This window comes from Pseudoalteromonas sp. CnMc7-15, from assembly GCF_022347925.1.
Classification (GTDB): Bacteria; Pseudomonadota; Gammaproteobacteria; order Enterobacterales; family Alteromonadaceae; genus Pseudoalteromonas; species Pseudoalteromonas ruthenica.
On the sequence record NZ_JAKRFT010000002.1, the window covers coordinates 793793 to 815607 of the forward strand.

Sequence of the window (21815 nt, forward strand, 5' to 3'; positions counted from 1 at the left end):
GCTCTTGCCTTACTGGTGTGAAATCTTGGTTTACTGCAAACTCAACGCCCTGCCTCGGCGCTGGGTTAGTGGCGATCGTGCTCGTATCGCCCGCACCGGGCCATAGTGCTTGTTGCCCTTGAACGGTTGCCACTGGCCATCCGCCGCTTGTACTTCAATGGCAAACCCGGGAAGTAAAGTAAAGGCATCGATATAGCCTTGTTTAGTGGTGCTTGCCGCCACTGTGGGAATGCGATAAAAACGCCCGTACTTTTCTAATTTAGCTATTTCCCGTTCGCCAACTAAATAAGCAAAACGCTGCCAGTCCTGCTCTCGTTGCTGTTGGCGTTGCGCATCGAAAAACTCGGTGTCGGCACTGTAACTGCGACCGGCCACATAAGGCAGTGCCCACTGCGGTTTGTGCCAAGCACGCTCTGCTAACGCCAATAAGCGTGGATACAGCATGTACTCGGCTTGGCGGTCTGTGCGCAGCATCTCCGACCAAAGGTGTCCTTGCACACCGGCAAACTGCACACCGGGTTGCAAAGACGAGTCACTGTCATCGGCGCGGTACGGCTGATTTTTAACACTGCGCCATATCTCTGCATGTGCGGGCAGATTATCAGGCATAAACTCAAACACCTTGCGCGTATCAACAGCCCGACTGGCCCAGTGATTACCACGCTCTTGTGGGTGCGATTGATATGGAAAGTCAAAATAAGTGACATCTGGGCTGGAGATCACCACATCCCATCCTTGATTGGCATGCTGATGGGCAACCTCATGACCATTGTCACTCAAGGTCGCCCAGGCGTTACTTTGCACGTGAGCTGGCATATTTGCTAAGCGCACATCGCCCATGCCATCACTCCAACCACCTACTTTAATGCCTTTATTAGCCAAAGATTGACTAATCTTTTCAATAAAATAACCATTGAATGAGCTAAAATCCGCGACCTTCTCTTTGAGCTGTTGGCATGCCGGTGACGCCAGCCAGGCTCCGGCCGTTTCATCGGCACCAATATGATAAGTGTGCAACGCCACCCCAGCTCGCTGATGTAAACGCTGTACTTCCAGCAGTACCTTATCGATAAAGCGATAGGTTGACGGCAAACAAATATTTAAGGTGTTGTCGTTATAATGCTGAATAGAGCGGTATTGCGTACGGTCTTCTGGCTCCACTAAACGGTACTGACGGGCGCGCTGTTTATCGCCTTGCGCCAGCAAACGCTGATAACGAGCCTCCATCGCTTTAATAGCGGCACGCGAGTGCCCGGGCATATCCAGCGAAGGCACCACTTCAATATGATGGGCTTGGGCATAACGCAAAATATCAACATAATCTTGCGCGCTATAAAAACCATTCACCCCACTATTACTAAGGTGGCCGGCGCCCAACTGGGGCAACAAGCAGCGCTGCTCTGCTAAATCTAAACAACGTGTTGCCGCCACCTCGGTCAGCTCCGGTAAACCATCAATGGCAAGACGCCAGCCTTCATCATCTGCCAAGTGCAAATGCAGCTTGTTAAGCTTATACGCCGCCATTTGCTCTATAGTATTAAGAATAAACGCTTTAGTTCGAAAATTACGTGCTACATCAATGTGTAAACCACGAAAGCCATAATGCGGCGCATCTTCTATAGCGACCCGCTCCAGGCTTAAATCGTCACTATTCAATAACCCAGCCACACTTTGCAGCCCGTAAAAGGCCCCGGTGGCACTGGGCGCTTGAATAACAATGCCCTCACCACGCACATTGAGTTTATAAGACTCTGGCGGCGCGCCTGCTTGCTCGCTAACATGAATTTCAATACTCACCGCAGCTTGGCGCTCATGAACGCCGAGGGTTGCTAATCGTTTTAACGCCGCCTCGATAGCGCCTCGCTCTATCCCCTTTAATTGCAGTGTAAAACCTTTGCTTAGCGACAATCGCCCTGGCGCCTTACGCGCAATGTGCTGTGGCTGTGGCACCAAACCCAATACGGTATCACGGGGCTTAGGGCGTACTTGATGCTGATATAAATACTCAGCCCCCATCCAGGGGGTTTTATCATCATCACTCACTCGTAATTGCTTGATGCCGGTGAAAGCCTGTAAATAGGGTTGCTGCTCTAAGCCTGTAGTGTCATCAACAGCGCTTTGCGTGCTGGCGATCACCTGTGGCTCAAGGCGATGCTCAACATCGCTTATCAGGTAGTTGGGCATAAATTCCGAGCGGGTGATTTGCGATTGTTCAGTGTAAAAACGCACGCTTACGTCCGCCTCACCAAAGCCGGTAAACTGCGAAGTGGCACGGATGCGGTGTAGATCACCATTAACATGCTCAATAGCGAGCTGCTCCCCCTGCACCGCGTAGATAGGCATCAGCTGGCTAAAATAGATGGCCCAATCGCTTAGTGGCTCTAAATCCTCGGCGCTGGCTAACGACAGTGTCAGTTCACTGAGGTAACACGCCTCTTTTTGCTCAGGACAACTATCAGGGTTGGCATCAATCAAGGTGTAATGCACTTGTAGTTGCTGCGCCAAGCGCTCAAGCTGCAACGCCGTGATCGCTTGCGCGTTGGCTGCGAAAACAAGCAATAATAAAATTAGGTTACGCACAATAAACCTCCTTGTGTGGCAAATGGGTGTGACGTTCGAATAACGCATATGCCCCCAACAGCGGCGCATATTCCAACTGCCCGGGGCTTATTTGCAACGCTTCAACTAAAATGGGGTGAGCCTGCTTACTGAGCGCATGCCACATGGTTTCAGCAAACAGTGAGTAAGAGCGTGCCACGGAGCCGCCAAGCACGACTTTGTCTGGGTCAAAAGCCAGCATCACCTGCGCCAAGGCATAACCTATGTGTGTACCTAAATCAGCAAATAGCGCCTTTGCATGGGCATCGCCTTGTTGCGCTAACAGTGCCTGCGCGCCCCCCTCTAAACCTTGGCGCTTAAAGAATTGCCCGCTGGTATAGTGCTCAATGATACCATCTCGATAGGGAAAGCTACCAAACTCGCCGGCCGCCGCATGTTTGCCGCTATACAAGGTGCCATCGATGACAATGCCCGCGCCAAGGCCGGTGCCTAAGCACACACCCACGAGGTTTTGCACTTGATGGCCGCCATAACAATACTCGCCCATGGCAAAACAGTTGGCATCATTGTGCACCACCACTGGTAACTCAAAGTGGGTCTGTAACAATTGCTGTAAAGCAACGTTGTGCCAACTGGGAATATTCACGGTTTCCAGCACCCGACCTGATTGCATTTCCACCATGCTCGGAACGCCAATGGCAATGCCTTGACTGTGCTCATCAATGGTACTGCGCACTAACTCTAAGACAAATGCATTGATTTGTTCTTTCTCCCCTTGGTAGGGCACCGCGCGACGAATCGGGGCGCTGAGATTCACGCCATCAACACGCGCTGCCAGTGCTTTGGTGCCTCCCAAGTCGATGCATACAACATTTTTCATGAAGGACTCTTTAACTCTTCGTTGGAAACGGATTTTTTAAACAGATTAAGGGTGTGATTGCGCACCAGTGGACGCGCCCAAATACCCACGCTAAAGATATAAATCAGCGGTACAAACAGCACTAGAATGGCGATTTGTAAGCTCCCTATACCTTGGCTGATTGCGCCAATGATTGGCGAGGCCACGGCGCCGCCAATAATGCCAGTGCAGAGGATCCCAGCCACAGCGCCATGCCCGGCTTTAAAAGAGTTGAGCGCCAAAGAGAAAATCACCGACCACATAATGGACAAGAAAAACCCACAAGCAGGAAACGCCAGCACCGCTAGCGATTGGCTGCCAAACAGCGCTACAATTAAGCAGAGCGCGGCACCCACGCTAAAGAACATCAATAACTTTTGCGCATCCACACACTTAAGTAGCACTAATCCGAGTAAACAACCCAGGGTTAAACTCAACCAAAAATGACTCACCACCGCTGCGCCCTCAGTGTTGGGCTCTAAGCCATGTTGTTGCTGTAAAAACACCGACATGGAATTGGCAATGCCTTGCTCAAGGGCAACATAAGCGGCGATTGCAAAGAAGAACTTAATGGCCGTTGGGTTTTTAAAGTATTGCAGGCTTTGCTTGGCGCTGAGCCGCTCACCGGCGTTGCGCTGGGCTCTTTTAATGGGCGTTAGCGCTATCCATACCAGCATGGCCACACTTAATGCCGCAAACAGCCAATACATACTCAACCACCCCATATTCGCGGGAATACTCGGCGCTATCATGGCTCCAACACCTTGCCCAGTTTGCGTTTGCTCAAGTAATTGTGAATACACCAAAGGGGACAACGTTGCAGCGCCACCAAACATCAGCTGCGCCAACACTGACAACAGCGCAAAATGCTGGCTACCGCCGCTTGCGCGCAATAATGGGTTAACCGCCACTTGCAGTAGTGCCATAGCTGAGCCGAGCAAGAACAGCGCTGTCATTGCAACCGCAAATACCGGCATAAGCACAAACGCCATAGCGCCTAATGCAGCGAGTAAAAACGCCAACAACATCACGTGCTTCTCGCCCCAAGATTGCACTAACAACCCCGCCGGAATGGACATCACTCCGTAGGCGATAAAGAATGCGAACGGGAAAAACCCCGCTAGCGTTAAGCCAATATCAAAGCTATCAATAAGCGCCGGAAATATCGGTCCGAGGATATTGGTAATAAACGAAATCATAAAAAAGGTCGCGAGTACTAATACGACCACAGGGATATTAGTTTTCATTGTTTTTCCCTCTGTGCCTTAAAATAAAAGGGGTGATGGTTTATACGAGCCGGCTTGTGGGCAAACAAACACAATGCTCAAGGGGAACCACGACCATCACCCCAAATGGGTTATTAATGCTCTTTGTATGCGCTGCCAGTATCGCAGCCTTTTGCCACCACTGGCGGCACAATTCAGTGCCTTACCGATACTATTCTCACAGCCTTAAAACCTGCTCATGGACGCCAAAATGAGTCTCGCATAGTGTTTTTACATAGGCCTTGGCGGCGCTGTCGATATGCGCCGGGGCGCACTCAAAAGGCTGGGTGAGGTGCGTGTCGCGATAATCCATGCCCGCTAACAGGCAATACCAGCTGGCTCGGTTATAAGCCTGCTGATGACGATGCTGATGCAACCACTGGTCGATATCTCCACCGCTGCGCCAACGCTGTAACAGCGGCGCAATTCGCGGGCTTTGTGCGGCTATTCCCGCACTGGCTAACCAATAGGGCGTATCGACACGACGGCTGGTGGCGTAATGGCCGAGAATATAATCTTTCACGCCCAACACGAGGGTGTGTAATTCATCATTAAGGTGCTGCGCACTGACCTGGCCTTCAATAAATTGACTCAGTAGTGTGATGCTGTGGCCAGTGATCATCAGCGCGGTGGCCTCCAAAGGCTCGATAAAGCTCTGCGCTAGGCCAACGGCCATGACATTACTGACCAGTGCGCGGCGCATCATGCCCACTCGCATGTGCAGATGTTTAGCGCTGCTATGATACTCACCCAAGGCTTGGCGCAACTGCTGTTCAGCCTGCTCCGCACTTAGATATTGGCTGCTGTAGACATAGCCATTGCCACAGCGGCTTTGCAGTGGAATGTGCCAGCGCCAACCACTCGGCATCGCTTGAGCATGGGTGTACACCGGCGGGTTAGGCAACGCCTCAGTGGCGAAAGCCACGGCGCGGTCATTGAGTAACTCATCGTTAAAGCGAATAAAGGGCTCTTGCAGCGCCTTTTCCACCAGCAGTGATTGAAAACCACTGGCATCAATGTAAAAGTCTCCCTGTAACGTGCGCCCATCCGCCAAGGTGACATGCTCAATACGCTGGCGACCTTGTACTTGCGAGACTGTTCCGCTGATGTGCTCAACGCCACGAGCGCAGGCATAGGCGCGCAGCCAATCTGCCAGCTTTTGCGCATCAAAATGATAGCCATAGTGCAGCGGCCGCGCTAATGCACTGAGCGCTTTGGGAGCACGATTTTGCGCCGCCAACTGCGCCGCTAAAAAGTACCCATCCGGATGGGCGGGCACAGCAGCTCCGCGACGCCTGGCATTGGCGTTAACAAAAAACACCTCCGCCGTTTTTTCATCTAACTCACTAAAGAAAGGGTGAAAATACTCACTGTCATCGCCATTCCAGTGACTAAAGCGGATCCCTGCCTTATAGGTGGCGTCGCAGGCACGCATCCAATGGCTTTCTGTCACCCCTAAGTCGGCCATAAACTGTTGCAGGTGTGGCGTAGACCCTTCGCCAACACCAATACGACCAATGTGTGCAGACTCTATCACCCGCACCGTTTTATCTCGGTGGTGCTTACTCAGATAGGCGGCGCACATCCACCCGGCCGTACCTCCGCCCACTATCGTGATGGTATTAATGTTATTCATCGCCCTGTTTGCCCAGCGCTGAGGCTGGGCCCTTGATAGTTAGAACTTATAGCTGGCACTGAGGTAGTAGCGAGAGCCAAACTCAATGGTGTTTTGCGTTAAGTCATAGTTGGTATCGTAAGATTGAATGACCTCATTGGTAAGGTTCACCCCCTCTAAGCTGATATCAAGATTTTCCATGGCGTGCCAAACAATAGATGCATCCCATTGCTGATAATCATCATTGCGTACCGCTTGTGCGGCGCCCACACCTATCCACTCACTGCGCCAGTTGTAGGCGATGCGCGCACTGATGTGATCGTTCTCGTAGAACAGCGAGCCGTTAAATGAGTTTTCCGATACCCCAGGAACCATTTCTGTAGCGCCATCGGGGCGGGTTGTTTCACTATCAACATAGGTGTAGTTACTGACAAAGCCAAAACCATTGGCAAAGGTATGCTGCAATTGCAACTCTAAGCCGGTGACATCACCATCGCCATTACTGCGAGGTCGGGTGACTCGGCAGCTATCATATTCTGAAGGTTGAGCACCACAGCCATCGACAAACTCGACCTCTTCAGTGAGAAAGACAACGTTGTCAATTTGTTTCACAAAAGCAGCCGCTGAAAACAGCGATGCCTCGGTAAAATAGTATTCAATCCCGAGGTCAGCTTGGTCGGCCTCATAAGGTTTTAGATAGGGGTTGCCGCCGTTGGCAGAGCCAAAGTTTTCTTGAATGGCTAAGCCGGGCTTCAGGTCGCTGTAATTCACCCGTGACATCACACTGGATGCGGCGGCGCGCACAATAACGTCGTCGCTGACATCAAAGGCGATGTTGATGCTTGGCAACCAATTATCGTAGTCCACCGTTTCTTTAAAGGCTTGGCCATCGGCATAGCCAGACGAGGTTTGCTCGGTGTCCACATAACGTAAGCCCACGTTTCCTCGGAAGTATTCGCCGCTGAAATCACTTTGCACATAAAGCGCCAGCATATCTTCATCCACGCCGAAGGTATCGCCCAAGGCTGGTGTTTCAATCAGCTCTCCCGCTTCATATTTGCCACTGATAAAATCCCACCACTGGTCTTCATCAAGCTTGGCATAGGAATCAAGAATATGGCCGCTGCTTTGCGAGTGAAGATCAGTAAACACGCCATCACTCCAATTGCTTAAATTGCCATTGGGAACAAAGCCAATCACATCGGCTGGGTTACGATGAATCGCTACGCGTGAGAATTCACTGCTATTGACCTTCACCCCTGCTTCAATACTGGTAAACAAGTCGCCGCTGAGCAGCCATTTGATATCTGCTTGGGCGTAGCGGATATCATGCTCTTGTACGGTAGTTTGAAAGTTGGCCTCTTGGGCATGTTTAAACTGACTGGCATCAGTGGCATCGAGTGAGCTCAGCCATACTTGATAGGGGCCGGTCGCATCATAGGTAAAGCCACCATCGGTGCTATTTTGACCATTTGCAAATGCCGGGTCGCCGATTTTATCACCCTCGTCAGTCGCCGGTATCCACCAACTGGAGGCGCCGAACTGCGTACCGCCATCGGAGGTAGACTGACCCAGCACGGCACTTACTTCATAAGTATCACCGATATACTTACCCGACAAGTTCAGCACATCGGCTTTCATATTAACGGCATTGCGCACCACCGGATTATAAATAATCGAGGCGTAGGCAGGCGTAATGGTCGCTCGCTCCGTGCCGCCAAGGGCATTATTTTGCACGTTTTCAGAGCCGCTGCCGCGCCCGCCGACGGTCAAAAAGTTATGGTTTACATGAGGGTTATCAAGCTCGAAGCGAAAATAATCAAGCACAAACTCGGTATTATCGGTAGGCGCAAATTGCGCGGTTAGTTGCGCACTGGTACGCTCGCGCTCAGCTCGAAAAGCCTGCGAGCCTATCGCCCACGCGCCTACTGTCGATTCTTGCCCTGTGCCTGGGTCAGCGGCAAAGTATTCATAGTAACTCCCGATAGACTCCAGCACATGGCGCCCGGAGGTCAGTTGCTCGATGGAGTAAGAAGCGAGAATACCAAAGCGCTCTTGCTCATCTTTCCAGCTCGCTAAAAATGCACCACCCGCGTCGGTTTCATCGTACAGAGACCCACGCGCTAGCTCAGCGGATACCATCAGGGTGTTGGTGTCTAAGTCTAACGGCTGGCGCGTGGTCAAATCCACGGTGCCGCCTAAGGCCCCTTCCTCGATGGAAGCTTTGGGTGTTTTGTACACTTCCACCGCCGATACTTGCTCTGCAGAGAGTAATTCCATATTAAATGTACGTGTTGCAGGGCCTAAGTCGTACCATGAGGTGCTGGCCACTGATTGGCCATTTAACAACACTCTTGATTGTTCAGGCGCTGTACCGCGAATGGTCACTCCGCTAACTTCACCGTATTGGCGGTCCACGGTAACCCCAGAAATACGCTGTAAGGCATCACCAATGTTTTTGTCAGGGAATTTACCAATGTCTTCAGAGGTAATGGCATCGACCACGGCATTGGCAAAGCGCTTAGTATTCATGGAGGCTTCCAACGAGCGGCGAATACCCCTCACCTCAATGGTTTCCATTTGCTGGTCATCTTGCGCTAACTGCTGTTGTGCATAGACGCTGGGAGTAATAGCCATGCTAGCGAGTAAACTTGTTGTCACGAGTGCAGCCACTCGGTTGATTTTAAAGCGGCGTTTAGGTGTTGTTTTCATTGTTATGCTCATCTTCTTCCTTACTATTTTTGGCCTATTCAGAGTAAAGGCATGAGCGTTTTTTAAGCGGTACGATTCTATGCACTGATCATACTTTTCTCGCAGTGTTGCGGTTAAGCTGTCAAAAAAGCGTAAAACCAAAGCACTATAGCGGCAAACGAATGATAGGTTAGTATTGAAGTGTGAGAGAATAGGCGCACACAAGCGCTGGGGAGTTGCTGAAATAGCAAAACAATTAACAAGGACAATAACAGTGGAGGTTAGCGCGTGCGTGCAATGTGTGAAAAGGTGATCCCCTCACCAAACTGCTCTTGGCGTTATTGCTTGTATCGCTTGCCTGAAATCCCATTTAATTGGCACTATCACCCCGAGTACGAAATATGCTTAACCCTCAATAGCCGTGGCGTGTGCCATATCGGCGACTATATTGCCCCCTATGGTGACTACGACTTGGTGTTGCTTGGTCCCGAACTGCCCCATACTTGGCAATCGAAAATCAATACTGACTTATCTGAGCAAATTGTCCATGTGGCACAAATACCGGCGCCGTGGCTAGAAAGCATGGTGGCTCAACACCCTGAGCTGCAACAACTGGAGGAGTTACTCAGTGGTGCTCGCCGAGGCCTGCGCTTCTCGCAACAATTAGCAAAGCAATGCCAGGCCTTGTTCGAGAATATGGAGCAAGCCAGCCCGTTACAGCGCTACGTACTGTTAATGGATATGCTAACGCGCATGGCACAATCCCAGTATGATTACCTTTCCAGCGCCGGTTTTCGTTTTGATTATCGCCAAGACCCAGCCAAAGACAAGTTTGACCGGGTGATCTCCTTTATTTATGACAACTACACGGAAAAGCTCAGCGCAGATATGCTTGCCGAGCATGCTCACATGAGCACCAACCACTTCCATCGCTTTTTTAAAAAACGCACCGAGCGCACCGTGACCGAGTTTATTAATCAGCTACGCATCGCCAAGGCGTGTAAGCTACTCATTAATACCTCTTCGCCGATTACGGTGATCTCCGATCAATGTGGATTCAATAACATTTCTAATTTTAACCGACGCTTTCAAACAATAAAGAACTGCACCCCAAGCCAATTTCGCGCGCGGCTTCAGCAGCGCGCACTGATCTAAACATCGGAACCTTCTTCCCGGCGCTAGAGCTTTACACACAACCACGCCAGAGCAGCCGCACAACGCTATACTGATACTGTTGGCGCTTTATAGCAACTGTACCAAAAATTAAAACTCATTGACTTTATAGCTCACAGTTGCCACAGTTAACTTATTGAGTAAAAAGACATTACTGGAGGCGAAATGGCTAATTGGCTGAGCGCAAAAGTGACCCGAGTGAAGTGGTGGAATGATAAGTTATTCTCGCTGGTGGTCCATGCCGACATCGCCCCTTTTACTGCGGGGCAATACACTAAGCTTGCGTTAGAGGTAGACGGTGAGCGTGTGGCCCGAGCCTATTCGTTTGTAAACCCTCCTAGCAGTGATGACCTCGAGTTTTACTTAATTAAGGTTGACGATGGTGCCCTATCTGAGGCGCTGGCCAACTTACAACCCGGTGATGAGGTACGCATCGCCGAGCAGAGTACGGGCTTTTTCACACTTGATGAAGTGCCCAGCAGCGAGCAAGTGTACATGCTTAGTACCGGCACCGCGATTGGCCCGTTTTTATCAATACTACAACAGCCCCATGTATGGCAAAAGTTTACTCACGTGGTGTTGGTACACTGCGTAAGAGAGCAGCAAGATTTAAGCTATCAAGCATTGGTTAAACAGCTGCAACAGCAGTATCCACAACTACACTATGTGCCCGTGGTCACCCGCGAAAATGTCGATGGCATGTTGAGTGAGCGTATTCCCGGGTTAATAAAAAGTGGCAAACTTTTTGATCATGTTCAGCTCAGTGCCAGCCCAGATGTGGCACAGTTTATGATCTGCGGTAACCCTGAGATGGTAAAAGACACCAGTGCCTGCCTTCAAGAACTAGGCTATAAACGCAACCGACGGCGCACGCCAGGGCAGATCACCGTAGAGCAGTATTGGTAAAAAAGGACCAACAAATGAAATACCTAATTGTGTCATTGCTATGCCTAAACTTTATTGGCAATGCCTACGGCGAACAAACGCCGCTTGAGAAAGACCCAGGGCAGCCACAAGCGCTTGAGCAAGCCATCAAAAAAGCCGAAAAGAAAGCGGTTAAAAAGCTCAGTAAAGAACAACAACAAGCGGTTGCAGTCGTGGATGCCTTAGTGGATGCCTATAACAACAAAGACATCGACACCTTCATTAGCTACTTCGCTGAGGATGTGGCGTTTTATATGTTCCCCAACGAGTTGATGTTCACTGGCAAAGAGCAACTCATAGCCCGCTATGGCTTAATGTTTAAAAAATTACAGTGTGTAAATACCGCCCCTATCAAGCGTATTGTTCATGGTAGTTTTGTTATTGACCAAGAGCTTTCAGAGTCGTGCAGTACAGACCCTGAAGTTATTGATAAACGCTCTGAGGTGGTCACCAGTTATCAAGTGAAAGACGCCAAAGTACAAAAAGTGTTGTTTTTTAAAACTACCAGCTAAACTGCTAGGTGTGCGCAAGTAATTGAGGAAAGCCATGGCAGCAAACACCCCACCACAGATACAGTTATTATACCGTGTTGAACCGGGATGTTTGGGGCCGGATGGCAAAGATCACATTGAGGGGTTTTGTGCCTACGCACAACAGCATATCAGCGCTCCCGAATTTGCCACTTACCGTTTTGTGCCGCGTTACGATAAAAGCAAAGATGAAGTCAGCTACACGCTACGTAATAAGCGTCTATCACTGCAACAGGCCGAGCAATTTCTCGCTCACTTTGGCAGCCAACGTAGTGATTTTGAAGAACATCTAGATGAACAACTCGCCGAAGCCATCGACCAATTTTTACGTCCCAGCTAGGGGCGTAGCAGCGGCTACCCCCCCCCTAATACCTTTAGCCATTAACGATTTCATTAAAGCTATCGTTGTCATGTAGGCTGGCAAACGCACTTTCGTGCAACAGCTCATTGCGCAGATTAGGCGAGTAGTCTAAGGCCATACGAATATCCGCCAAGGCATCGCTGTGCTCGTGTGTTAGTGCGTATGCACAAGCTCGCTGCCAATAGGCATAGCCATAATCTGAGTCAATTTCCAGCGCCTGATTACACAAACTAATTGCCTCTTGGGTATCCCCAAGCTCAAGTAAGGCATCCGCTTTATAGGCGATAGCTTCAACATCTTCAGGCTTACGATTGAGGATCTCGTCGTAAATCTCAACCTTGGTAGCAAAGTCACTCTCTAAATTAGCACGCATCCACAATGAATGAATTTCGTTGGTGATGGTGATCTTCTTCTGGTTGTTGAGGATTTCCTCTGAGCGACCTCGAAGCTGCTCTTCTAAATCTTTTAGGCGCGCTTCATATTCGTCGGTAATGGCACTGACGCGGGAGTTAACAATGTCTTCAACCTTATTTTTTACATCGCGTAGTGAGTTCCACCCAACTAACACCAAAATTGACGCCGTCGCGGTGAGAATAAAAAACACATTGTTAATGGTGTCTGTGGTGTAGACAATAGCGCGATCAGCGGTTTCTAGCTGCGCGTGAGCAATCTTTTCGGTGTATTCGGCACGCAAAGCCTGTTGGTCTTGGCGCACCGCCTTGAGCTCATCGAGGATGTAACGCTCAATCAACGGGCGATACATGGGCTCATTTAAATCCTTAACCACCTGCTGTGTTTGTTGCTCTTGGTTCGGTGTTAGCCCTTTCGCCTGTTGCGCCGGCAGCGCCGACTCGGGGGTATTGGCATAACTGCTGGCCATGGTGCCAAAAACAAAAAGTAAGCCGCTGAATATAAAGCAAACTAACTTAGACATGCCTATTTCCTTTTTTATAATTCTCTCAGCCCCTATGATGCCAGTTTGCTGTGTTTCAGGCAAAAAAAAGCCAGCTACAAAAGTAACTGGCTAACCTGCTTAACAACAATAAAGGTTCAAAGGAACATTAACAGGAGTGAGATTATAACTTAGCAAGATGTCCCTGAACCCATACTTAATTGATTTTGCTAAAACTTAGTTTATCTCCTAGGCTTATTTGGGACGAAGGATTGAGTAGATTGATGTGAAGTATTGGCTGTTATTAATACCCCTTGTGAGCTGTTTGAGCATAGCCCAGAATAAGGTTTTTTTGGTAACCGAGCAGTTGCCGCCGTTAAGCTATGTTGATAAGCAGGGCCAGGTGCGAGGAGATGCCACCGAGCGCGTACAGCAACTTATGCATCATGCCGGCCTTGATTACAGCATTGAAGTGTTGCCATGGAAGCGCGCCTACAAACAAGCAGAATCCTCTGCCAATACCCTTATTTTTACCATATTAAAAACCCCCACACGCAGTGACCGTTTTGATTGGTTATGCCCTCTGGTTCCTCCTTTGGAGGTTTATCTGTATAAACTCAAAAACCGTCATGACCTGGCCCCAAGCTCTCTGGCTGACGCAAAATCGAGCTTAGTGGGTGTGAGTCGTGGCTCGGTTGCACATTCTTTATTACTCAATCAAGGGTTTATCGAAGGCAAAAACCTGATGGTGACGACCAATATTGATGTATTAACGCAAAACCTCCGTAATGGCCGGTTAGATTATGTGTTATTAATTAATACCTCAGTGCATGATACAGACAATATTACCGCAGCCCTGCCGGAGAATTTTAGCCGCGACCTCCCTGCATGCTTAGCAATCAATAAGCAATCTGACCCACAGATCAAGCAGCGATTAATGGCTTCGTTCACTACGTTGAGCGCTACAAACTTCCACCAACCTTGAGAAAAGTGCCAGTGTCATATTGGCTAATGACACTGGCGTTGAATACAGGCCGTTAATCAACTAACGCGATGGGCCACTGCCCCATTTCGCGTACAGCATTCATTACCGTCACAACTTGCTGATGACGGCTTTGCTCATGCGCGCGAATGGCAACCGAAGAAAATGGCTCTGTGGCAGATATGCGGGCGATGTTGCTGGCGATTTGTGAGGTCTCGATATTCCTCCCCGCCATCACCACATGGTTACTGTGAGTGACTTGAATCATCAAGGTTTTATTTTCTGCTGACACCGCTGAATTAGACTCGGGGCGGGTAACGCTCAAACTGTGCTCGCGAACAAAGGAGGTTGTCACCACAAAGAAAATAAGCAGGATAAAAACCACATCAAGCATTGGGGTCATATCAGCTTGCGCTTCGGTGTTGGTCGGTCTTTTTCTATTCATAGCATGTTCCTTTTTATTAGACTCCTTATTCACCCTAGACCACGAATGAAAATGCTTTGTTACATTAAAAGCGTATAAACATTTTATTTTTATGATCTTTTTGTGCTTTTAGTGATGCAAAAATTAAAACAGTGCGGTGTATACCTTTGGCTGCGTTTGTCTCACGCACTTTTGTATTGTTTTGTAACAAGCTGGTTGTTTTTATTTACGTAGCCATGACTTATGCTCACAGTAGCCAAGTAAATATGGATATAAGGAAAGGGCAATGAAAGACTTACAAAAACTCGTAGGGAGTTTAAATAAATCAGGTGCACTAAGCGGCTTCCTAGGCGGTGTCGCTGGCGGTGGTCTAAGTGGCTTAGCCACTGGCAAAAGTGGCAAAAAGACTTCTAAGAAAGTGATGAAGTATGGTGCCCTTGCCGCCATTGGTGGCCTTGCTTGGAAGGCATACCAGCAGTATGCACAAAAAAGTTCAGCAGCTGAACCAAGTACAGCACCTCAACGCTCAGGCAACTTTAATTATCACTCGACTCCTATGCAACAACAAAGCTTTGAACACGTTGTGGAAGATGACAACGAAGGCGGTCAACTGCTGCTGATGCGCGCGATGATTGCAGCCGCCTACGCCGATGGTCATATAGACGAGCAAGAGCGACAACGCATTTTTGCGCAAGTAGAAAACATGGACTTGCAAACCCATGAAAAAGCCATGTTATTTGATGAGCTGCGCCAGCCCATGAGCTTGTCGGAGCTGGTTAATGCTGTACCAAATGCGCAAACAGGTATCGAAGTCTATGCCGCCAGTGCCAGCGCCATAGACCTGAGTCAGCCCATCTCTGGGCAATATCTTGATGCGTTAGCAAATAAGCTCTGTATCCCACAGGAATTAGTCAACAATGTACATCAACAACTGACTCAGCATGTGCGCCTAGCCAGTGAGTAACCGTTGAATACACGCTAGAGTGACCCACACGGCGTCACTCTCTGTTTATTTATCAAGCCACACTCCTCCCTGGTTTTTCACGGCATTTGAGCCGACAAATAAAAAAGATTGATGTTATTTGAAAGTTAACTGAGAACCACAAGGTCTGTCTTAGCTGAGTGATGAAACGGCCGATTCGCATTCACGAACTTCCCATAACTAGGTTGCCTTTCCCAGTGCAAAACGCGCTGTGATCGGCATATGAATAACAGAGGATTCGAGATGAAATCGTTGCCAAAAATGACCCTGAGCGCTCTTGCATTCACACTTTGCCACACTGCGGGCGCTGCTGAACTTGATGTGCGAGTGCAAAACCTAACCCAAGGTATGTATTTCACGCCCCTGCTGGTGGCTGCCCACGATAGCAACAGTGAATTGTTTCGCGTTGCCACTGCCGCCTCCAGTGAATTACAAGCCATGGCCGAAGGCGGTGCCATCGACGGTCTTGTTAACCAAGTAGAAATCGCTGGCGGTGATGTGCTTGCCAACCCCGCGCAAGGTTTGCTTGCGCCTGGACACAGTGGCGAAGGCACCCTCACCACCAGTGAAAGTAATACCTATTTATCGCTGGTGGCGATGATGCTACCCACCAACGATGGTTTTGTTGGCCTTAGCAATTGGCCTGTACCGAGCGAACCCGGAACTTACCATGTATACCTTAACGCCTATGATGCGGGCACTGAAGCCAACGATGAAATACGCGGCGGCGGTGCCCCAGGTGTGCCTGGTATGCCGGTTCCACCGCCTTTAGAGGAGCTTATTGGCAGCGGGGGCAGCGGCGTCACCAACGAATTGAGCAATACGCTGGTGCACATTCACCCCGGTAACCTTGGCGATGACAGTGCATCAGCGGGAAAAAGCGACATCAATAACAGCGTCCAGCGATGGTTGAACCCTGTCGCGAAACTAACAATTACTGTGCAGTAGGGGGTGAGCATGCGTTTGCAAACACATTTCCCTCGAGCACTGGGTTTAAGTGCTCTTGTGGTGCTTGGTTTAAGTGCCTGCGGCTCTGATAACACAAAACCCACGGGAGCAGCCGTGGACACGCCAGAGCCGGTGCAATATCGTTATCAGGTCACACTGACCAATTTAACGCAAGCACAACCATTGAGCCCTGTCGCTGGCGTACTGCATCAGCAAGGTCAATTTTGGCGTATTGGTGAGCCGGCTTCAGGTGCTCTCGAAGCACTTGCTGAAGGGGGCGATAACTCGGCGCTGCTTGCAAATACAGAAGTGATTGCACTCTATGGTGGAGAAGCCCCTATCAGCCCTGGTCATACCGATGAATTTACCCTATCAGTAGAGGATGTTGCTGATAGTAAGTTGACCTTAGCAACCATGTTGGTCAATACCAATGATGCGTTTACGGGTGTTAACGCCGTCGATTTAACGCCGCTGGCTGCTGGGCAAAGCATCTCGCTCTATGGCCATGGGTATGATGCTGGCACCGAGGGCAACTCTGAACTTGCGCAGTTTATCCCAGGTCCTGCCGGTATGGGTGAAGGATTCAACGCAATAAGAGACGACACTAACTTTGTGGCTTTGCATCCAGGCGTGGTAAGTGCCGATGATGGCTTAGCGCAATCGGCTTTGGGTGCTCAACATCGCTTTGACAACCCGGTGATCAAAGTGGTGATCACGCGCATTGAGTGAATCACATTCATATCTAGGCGTCACACCCACGAGACACAACCGCTGGGTGTGAATTCACAGCTTTTTACGCCAAACTGCAACGGCACTGAATACCTGCTATGTGACCTTGGTACTTACGAGTCAGTGTTAAGCGGGGCATAGGCAACTGTATTTCTGCCAGAGTCTTTAGCATGATAAAGCTGCACGTCGGCGGCTTTTATCAACGCTTCAATATTATCGCTAATGCCGTAGGCAGCCCCGATAGAGACAGTAAATGCAATGCTCTGCGGCGTTAATGCCGCACCTTGAGTGTGCACAAAGTGGCGAAAAGCCTCCAGTTTTTGCAAGCAGTGCTGTGGGTCTTCAGCGGCAAAATACACCGCAAATTCCTCACCGCCCATACGTGCGACTTGCTCATAATCAAAATGCTCACATAATGCCTTACTCAATGCCTTGAGCACCTCATCGCCACCATCATGGCCGTAGCGATCGTTCACCGCTTTAAAATGGTCAACATCTAACATGGCAATCATACTTGGTTGCTGTTGCTGCGCAGCCGCCTTAAGAGATTTGTTCACTTGGCTAAAAAAATAACGCCGATTCGGCAGTTCGGTTAAGTAATCAGAGTTTGCTTGGCGACGGATGGTTCGAATTTGCTCGAGCATTTCTACGTTTTGTCTTACTCGACAGTAAAACTCTTCCGGGTTAAAAGGTTTACGCAGATAATCGTTGGCGCCATTTTTTAAAAATCGCGCCGATAAATGTGCCGACTCCACCCCAGAAATACCGATAATGGCAATATCCTCTTCAGTGTAAATACGACGGATCTCGATGCACAGCTCCTCACCTCGCATTTTCGGCATTTCACTGTCGGTTACGATTACGGAAATATCGTTATATCGCTCAAGCATAGCCAAAGCTTCTAAGCCGTCTCGCGCTTCCAGCACCTGATATTTATGGCGCTTAAGCAGGCCACTTACATAGTTTCGGGATGTCGCTGAGTCATCCACCACCAATATCTTTATCTTCTCATTGCGCGGCAAGCGCTCGAGCTGACGCTTTAGGTACTGATAGGCCTGCTTGTTTTCTTTGGTGATGTAATCAATGATGGGATGGCGGTCTACAATTTCTCGGGTTTTGCTCTCTAAGCTGCCGGTCATCACTATGGTAGGAATTTTCGCCTTTGTACTACAAGGTATGGCCTCCCCCTGCGGCGCATCGGGCAATATAAAATCGACAATAGCGCAAAAGTAATTGTTTTTTGCAATCAGCGCCTCGGCTTTCGCTTTAGAGTCAGCGATATCAACCTCATAGCCCGCTTGCAAACAAATGTGCTTTTGCACCCGGGCGATAGTAGGGGTGTCTTCTACGATAAGGATTTTTCGTAGCACTATGCGGCGCTCCAACTGGTGCTCAATCGATAACTCAATTGTTAGCCCTACTGGCGCTAAAAGCAATCTTTGCATTTGAATCTAAAGCAAAAATATTGTTATTTAGAAAAAACGTACAGAGGGCTTAAAAAGATACCTGCCCTGCATGCTTAGGTTTGCCTAGAACCGCAAACCTAACTTCTATAAAGTATAAAAGAAAACAAGGACCATCATGTATATAGGTGAAGTTGCCAAAAGGACCGGGTTATCCGTTAAAGCCATCCGTTTGTATGAAGCCCGAGGGTTAATAACCGCACCACCAAGGCAAGGGCGCTACAGGGTGTATAACAAGCCTCATGTAGAAGTGTTGTTATTGATTGTGGAGGCAAAAGCCTTAGGCGCGACTTTGGCAGAATTAAAAGATGCGCTTATCTACAACAACGGCACGCTTGATTGGTCACGGGTGCACGGGTTTTTAGCTGAAATTAAAAACAAATTACTCACTCAGCAATCCGATATTTTAAAGCGTATAGACGCTGTAGAGCGCTGTATATCCACTCTCGATTCATGCCCCCATATTCAGCACGCTTGACTCTACCCCTAGGGGCAGAGCTTAAGATAGTCATCGAGTTTTCACCTTACGGAAGTAAACCCGATGACAAAAAACATCCTAATCATTAACGCTAACCCAAAACGTTCAAGCTTTTGCCAACACTTAGCAGATATCTATGAATGTGAAGCGAGGGAGCAAAATAATACTCAAAGAGTTAACCTGTCGGCATTGCAATTCAATCCTAGCTTGGATTGTGGCTATGATGATGAACAACTATTAGAACCTGATTTACAAGTATTTCAGCAGCAAATTGCCTGGGCAGATCATGTTGTGATCGTTTCGCCTATTTGGTGGGGCAGCCTTCCGGCAAAATTCAAAGGCCTGTTTGATAGAAGTTTCCTGCCCGGGTTCGCATTTAAGTACCAAGGCTATACACCCGTGCCCCTACTCACCGACAAAACCTCTCGCATCGTCTTAACCATGGATGCACCGCCGCAGAGCCTACAAGACCAAGCCGCATCGGTTATTGCACAACTCGATATATTCACCTTACAGTTCAGTGGGTTTCAGCCCAGCGCAGTGAGTTTATTTGGCTCAGTAGTAGCGGCCTCTGAATCCGAAAAGTCTGCTTGGGTAAATGAAATAAAGCAACTAGGCCGAGCAGCGAAATAGCTTGTACTGACTCGAGCAGTTTCTCCAGTGCTAGGGTCAGGTTTACGCCTTTGTTTCGTTTCTGTTTCAAAGGGTCAGAGTTGTTGATTTTGGTTTCAAAGGGTCGGTTTCAAAGGGTCGGTTTCAAAGGGTCAGAGTTGTTGATTTTTATCCCGAGCGTTAAATGATGCCGACTTCCTGTCTCCGCCATGCGTTTTTAACTCAATGGTATGCCCCAACTGCTGCTCAATCTGTTTCTTAAAACGCTCATCCCCCAGTACCCAGGTTCTTTGCAGGGCATCTCGGATCTGCGCGACGGAATAATCCGGCATCTGCGATTTAAACAAGGCTTGGTACGCCTGCTTTCGAGTTGATTTGTCTTTACCTAGAGCCTGATAGATAGGATGCTCCGTAATCAGCTCTATTTGCTTGTCCAAAGCATTATGGCGATAACTGGACCAGGGGTATTCAGACGGATGAACAACCATGTTCGCTCGCACCGGGTTCAGTTCAATATACCGACTGACCAAAAGCAAATATCGGTCGCTATCAACCAATGACGACTTAAAACGTCCTTCCCAAAGTGTTCCTGTCCGCTTATAAGTATTGTTCACGTAGCGGACATAGTAACGTCCTAACGATTGCATCAGTTGGCTGACGCCCGTTGCTGTAGTAGGTGTCATCAATAAATGAACGTGATTAGTCATCAACACAAAAGCGTGAACAGAGACGTCAAAGCGACGACTGTAATCTTTCACCTTGTTCAGGTATACGGTGAAATCCTGTTCCGTAAAGAAGCTGGCCTGACGGTTATTTCCACGCTGAACAACATGTTGCGGAATATAGGGTAAGTTTAATCTCGGCCGACGCGCCATGGCCTTTCCTCCTTGAAATAGCCAATTGCACTAAAAAATTTAGCGCAACTCAGCAACTTCAACAACTCTGACCCCTTGATTCCTATATAAAACAGCCAAGTCGCAGGCCCGTTTTTTGTACTCGCAAAAAGCTTAAAATATATAAACCCCAAAAATGAGACTACCTGAAGAATAAATAACATTTATTTCTCCACCTTATTCAATTCACCAACAGCTTTTTGTAACGATTAATACAAATTTCAACAACTCTGACCCCTTGATTGGTTCAGAATGGACCACCCAATTCGGCCTGTAGCCATAGGCAAAAATACAGTCGTAGGTGGCGGCACTAGGCCGAACTGCACACCTTGTTGACGAACGCTGAACACCTCTACCGGAAAATGCTGATCGGGTTTCTGGCTAGACTGAGCACTTCGGACAAAGAAAAGCCTCGCTAGTGCGAGGCCAATCTAATTATATCAATTAAATATTAAACCCTATCGATCCCACAGCATGGACATGTTTTTTCTGGACTAAAGCACTTAGGGTGAGGAAAGCCATGATGCTTGGAATTATATCTGTACATGTATACACCACAATTTTCACACCTCACCAACATCGTATATATAGCACAAGCAAAAAAGACTATAGCCAATGAATTAGCTATTACTTCATTACTAGTAAAATGAATAAACAGGGCAACGAGCCAGCTTAACCCTATAGCACCAAAAAATTTGACTCTCGCATATGATTTATTCATATATTAGTTACTTCTTTATAATTAATTACACTTAGCTTGAGTACATGGAGCTTCTGGAACTCCAAATATTTGCTGTGGTGTCATATTTTTCACTTGATCAGCTGTCGAACTGATCGCACTTACAGCATCAGGTATAGCGGAAGTCGTAGCATTAACACTGCTCTCAATTCCTACACTCCCCCCGAATCTTAACTGTGGCTTCAAAATTTCAAGAACTCTGACCCCTTGATACAGACCCCTTGATACATGCCCCCATATTCAGCACGCTTGACTCTGCCCCTAGGGGCAGAGCTTAAGATAGTCATCGAGTTTTCACCTTACGGAAGTAAACCCGATGACAAAAAATATCCTAATCATTAACGCTAACCCAAAACGCTCAAGCTTTTGCCAACACTTAGCAGATACCTATGAATGTGAAGCGAGGGAGCAAAATAATGCTCAAAGAGTTAACCTGTCGGCATTGCAGTTCAATCCTAGCTTGGATTGTGGCTATGATGATGAACAACCTTTAGAACCTGATTTACAGGTATTTCAGCAACAAATTGCCTGGGCAGATCATGTTGTGATCGTTTCGCCTATTTGGTGGGGCAGCCTTCCGGCAAAATTCAAAGGCCTGTTTGATAGAAGTTTCCTGCCCGGGTTCGCATTTAAGTACCAAGGCTATACACCCGTGCC

General features: G+C 48.5%; 20 protein-coding genes. 11 read left to right on the forward strand and 9 right to left on the reverse strand.

From position 1 onward, the window contains the following. Positions 1 to 30: 30 nt before the first annotated feature. From MHM95_RS07325 to MHM95_RS07345, 5 genes are all read right to left on the reverse strand, one after another. Positions 31 to 2580, reverse strand: coding sequence for a family 20 glycosylhydrolase (locus MHM95_RS07325; protein WP_239384903.1), 2550 nt, complete (start codon positions 2578 to 2580; stop codon positions 31 to 33). Continuing rightward, on the reverse strand, positions 2573 to 3439 hold the full coding sequence (locus MHM95_RS07330) for an ROK family protein (protein WP_239384904.1): 867 nt from the start codon (positions 3437 to 3439) through the stop codon (positions 2573 to 2575). Before MHM95_RS07330 ends, MHM95_RS07325 begins: the two co-directional genes overlap by 8 nt. Continuing rightward, positions 3436 to 4704, reverse strand: coding sequence for an MFS transporter (locus MHM95_RS07335; RefSeq protein WP_239384905.1), 1269 nt, complete (start codon positions 4702 to 4704; stop codon positions 3436 to 3438). Before MHM95_RS07335 ends, MHM95_RS07330 begins: the two co-directional genes overlap by 4 nt. 196 nt (positions 4705 to 4900) lie before the next feature. Beyond that, entirely contained in the window at positions 4901 to 6358 is a 1458-nt protein-coding gene (locus MHM95_RS07340; protein WP_239384906.1) for a tryptophan halogenase family protein, read from the reverse strand. A 39-nt stretch (positions 6359 to 6397) separates the two neighbouring features. After that, complete coding sequence (locus MHM95_RS07345) at positions 6398 to 9061, reverse strand: TonB-dependent receptor (RefSeq protein ID WP_239384907.1); 2664 nt, start codon at positions 9059 to 9061, stop codon at positions 6398 to 6400. 255 nt (positions 9062 to 9316) lie between these two features. Between MHM95_RS07345 and MHM95_RS07350 the strand changes: the two genes are divergently transcribed. The 4 genes from MHM95_RS07350 (at position 9317) to MHM95_RS07365 (ending at position 11995) form a co-directional block, all read left to right on the forward strand. Further along, entirely contained in the window at positions 9317 to 10183 is an 867-nt protein-coding gene (locus tag MHM95_RS07350) for an AraC family transcriptional regulator (RefSeq protein WP_022944671.1), read from the forward strand. 183 nt (positions 10184 to 10366) lie between these two features. Further along, positions 10367 to 11107: a ferredoxin--NADP reductase gene (locus tag MHM95_RS07355; RefSeq protein ID WP_239384908.1), complete on the forward strand. Its 741-nt coding sequence runs from the start codon at positions 10367 to 10369 to the stop codon at positions 11105 to 11107. A gap of 14 nt (positions 11108 to 11121) precedes the next feature. After that, the gene (locus tag MHM95_RS07360; protein WP_239384909.1) at positions 11122 to 11637 is read left to right on the forward strand and encodes a nuclear transport factor 2 family protein; all 516 of its coding nucleotides are present in this window, start codon (positions 11122 to 11124) and stop codon (positions 11635 to 11637) included. Between the two features lie 34 nt (positions 11638 to 11671). Next, positions 11672 to 11995 carry a hypothetical protein gene (locus MHM95_RS07365; protein ID WP_045980153.1) on the forward strand — a complete coding sequence of 108 codons (324 nt, stop codon included), beginning with the start codon at positions 11672 to 11674 and terminating at the stop codon, positions 11993 to 11995. 34 nt (positions 11996 to 12029) lie between these two features. On the opposite strand, the gene MHM95_RS07370 is transcribed toward MHM95_RS07365, so the two are convergent. Beyond that, positions 12030 to 12896, reverse strand: coding sequence for a tetratricopeptide repeat protein (locus MHM95_RS07370; RefSeq protein WP_040643106.1), 867 nt, complete (start codon positions 12894 to 12896; stop codon positions 12030 to 12032). Between the two features lie 298 nt (positions 12897 to 13194). Between MHM95_RS07370 and MHM95_RS07375 the strand changes: the two genes are divergently transcribed. Beyond that, on the forward strand, positions 13195 to 13893 hold the full coding sequence (locus MHM95_RS07375; RefSeq protein WP_239384910.1) for a transporter substrate-binding domain-containing protein: 699 nt from the start codon (positions 13195 to 13197) through the stop codon (positions 13891 to 13893). A 52-nt stretch (positions 13894 to 13945) separates the two neighbouring features. Here the strand turns inward: MHM95_RS07375 and MHM95_RS07380 are convergent, their stop codons facing one another. Next, the gene (locus MHM95_RS07380) at positions 13946 to 14335 is read right to left on the reverse strand and encodes a biopolymer transporter ExbD (protein ID WP_022944665.1); all 390 of its coding nucleotides are present in this window, start codon (positions 14333 to 14335) and stop codon (positions 13946 to 13948) included. Between the two features lie 265 nt (positions 14336 to 14600). Here MHM95_RS07380 and MHM95_RS07385 point away from each other — a divergent pair, with 265 nt between their 5' ends. The 3 genes from MHM95_RS07385 to MHM95_RS07395 all read left to right on the forward strand — a co-directional run bounded on the left by MHM95_RS07385 (position 14601) and on the right by MHM95_RS07395 (position 16973). After that, a complete protein-coding gene (locus tag MHM95_RS07385; RefSeq protein ID WP_239384911.1) occupies positions 14601 to 15278 on the forward strand; it encodes a tellurite resistance TerB family protein in 678 nt (225 codons plus the stop codon). Between the two features lie 261 nt (positions 15279 to 15539). Further along, positions 15540 to 16244, forward strand: coding sequence for a spondin domain-containing protein (locus tag MHM95_RS07390; RefSeq protein ID WP_239384912.1), 705 nt, complete (start codon positions 15540 to 15542; stop codon positions 16242 to 16244). 9 nt (positions 16245 to 16253) lie between these two features. Continuing rightward, positions 16254 to 16973, forward strand: a complete 720-nt coding sequence (locus tag MHM95_RS07395) for a spondin domain-containing protein (RefSeq protein WP_138548104.1) — start codon at positions 16254 to 16256, stop codon at positions 16971 to 16973. A 113-nt stretch (positions 16974 to 17086) separates the two neighbouring features. Here the strand turns inward: MHM95_RS07395 and MHM95_RS07400 are convergent, their stop codons facing one another. Then, positions 17087 to 18343 (reverse strand): diguanylate cyclase, encoded by a 1257-nt coding sequence (locus tag MHM95_RS07400; RefSeq protein ID WP_239384933.1) that lies wholly within the window; start codon positions 18341 to 18343, stop codon positions 17087 to 17089. A 211-nt stretch (positions 18344 to 18554) separates the two neighbouring features. Between MHM95_RS07400 and MHM95_RS07405 the strand changes: the two genes are divergently transcribed. Next, positions 18555 to 18914: a MerR family transcriptional regulator gene (locus MHM95_RS07405; RefSeq protein ID WP_239384913.1), complete on the forward strand. Its 360-nt coding sequence runs from the start codon at positions 18555 to 18557 to the stop codon at positions 18912 to 18914. 63 nt (positions 18915 to 18977) lie between these two features. Further along, a complete protein-coding gene (locus tag MHM95_RS07410) occupies positions 18978 to 19547 on the forward strand; it encodes an NAD(P)H-dependent oxidoreductase (protein WP_239384914.1) in 570 nt (189 codons plus the stop codon). 131 nt (positions 19548 to 19678) lie between these two features. On the opposite strand, the gene MHM95_RS07415 is transcribed toward MHM95_RS07410, so the two are convergent. Beyond that, positions 19679 to 20401: a transposase gene (locus tag MHM95_RS07415; protein ID WP_239384915.1), complete on the reverse strand. Its 723-nt coding sequence runs from the start codon at positions 20399 to 20401 to the stop codon at positions 19679 to 19681. A gap of 1073 nt (positions 20402 to 21474) precedes the next feature. On the opposite strand from MHM95_RS07415, the gene MHM95_RS07420 reads away from it, so the two are divergent. After that, on the forward strand, positions 21475 to 21815 hold a 341-nt coding region (locus MHM95_RS07420; protein WP_239384916.1), incomplete at its 3' end, for an NAD(P)H-dependent oxidoreductase.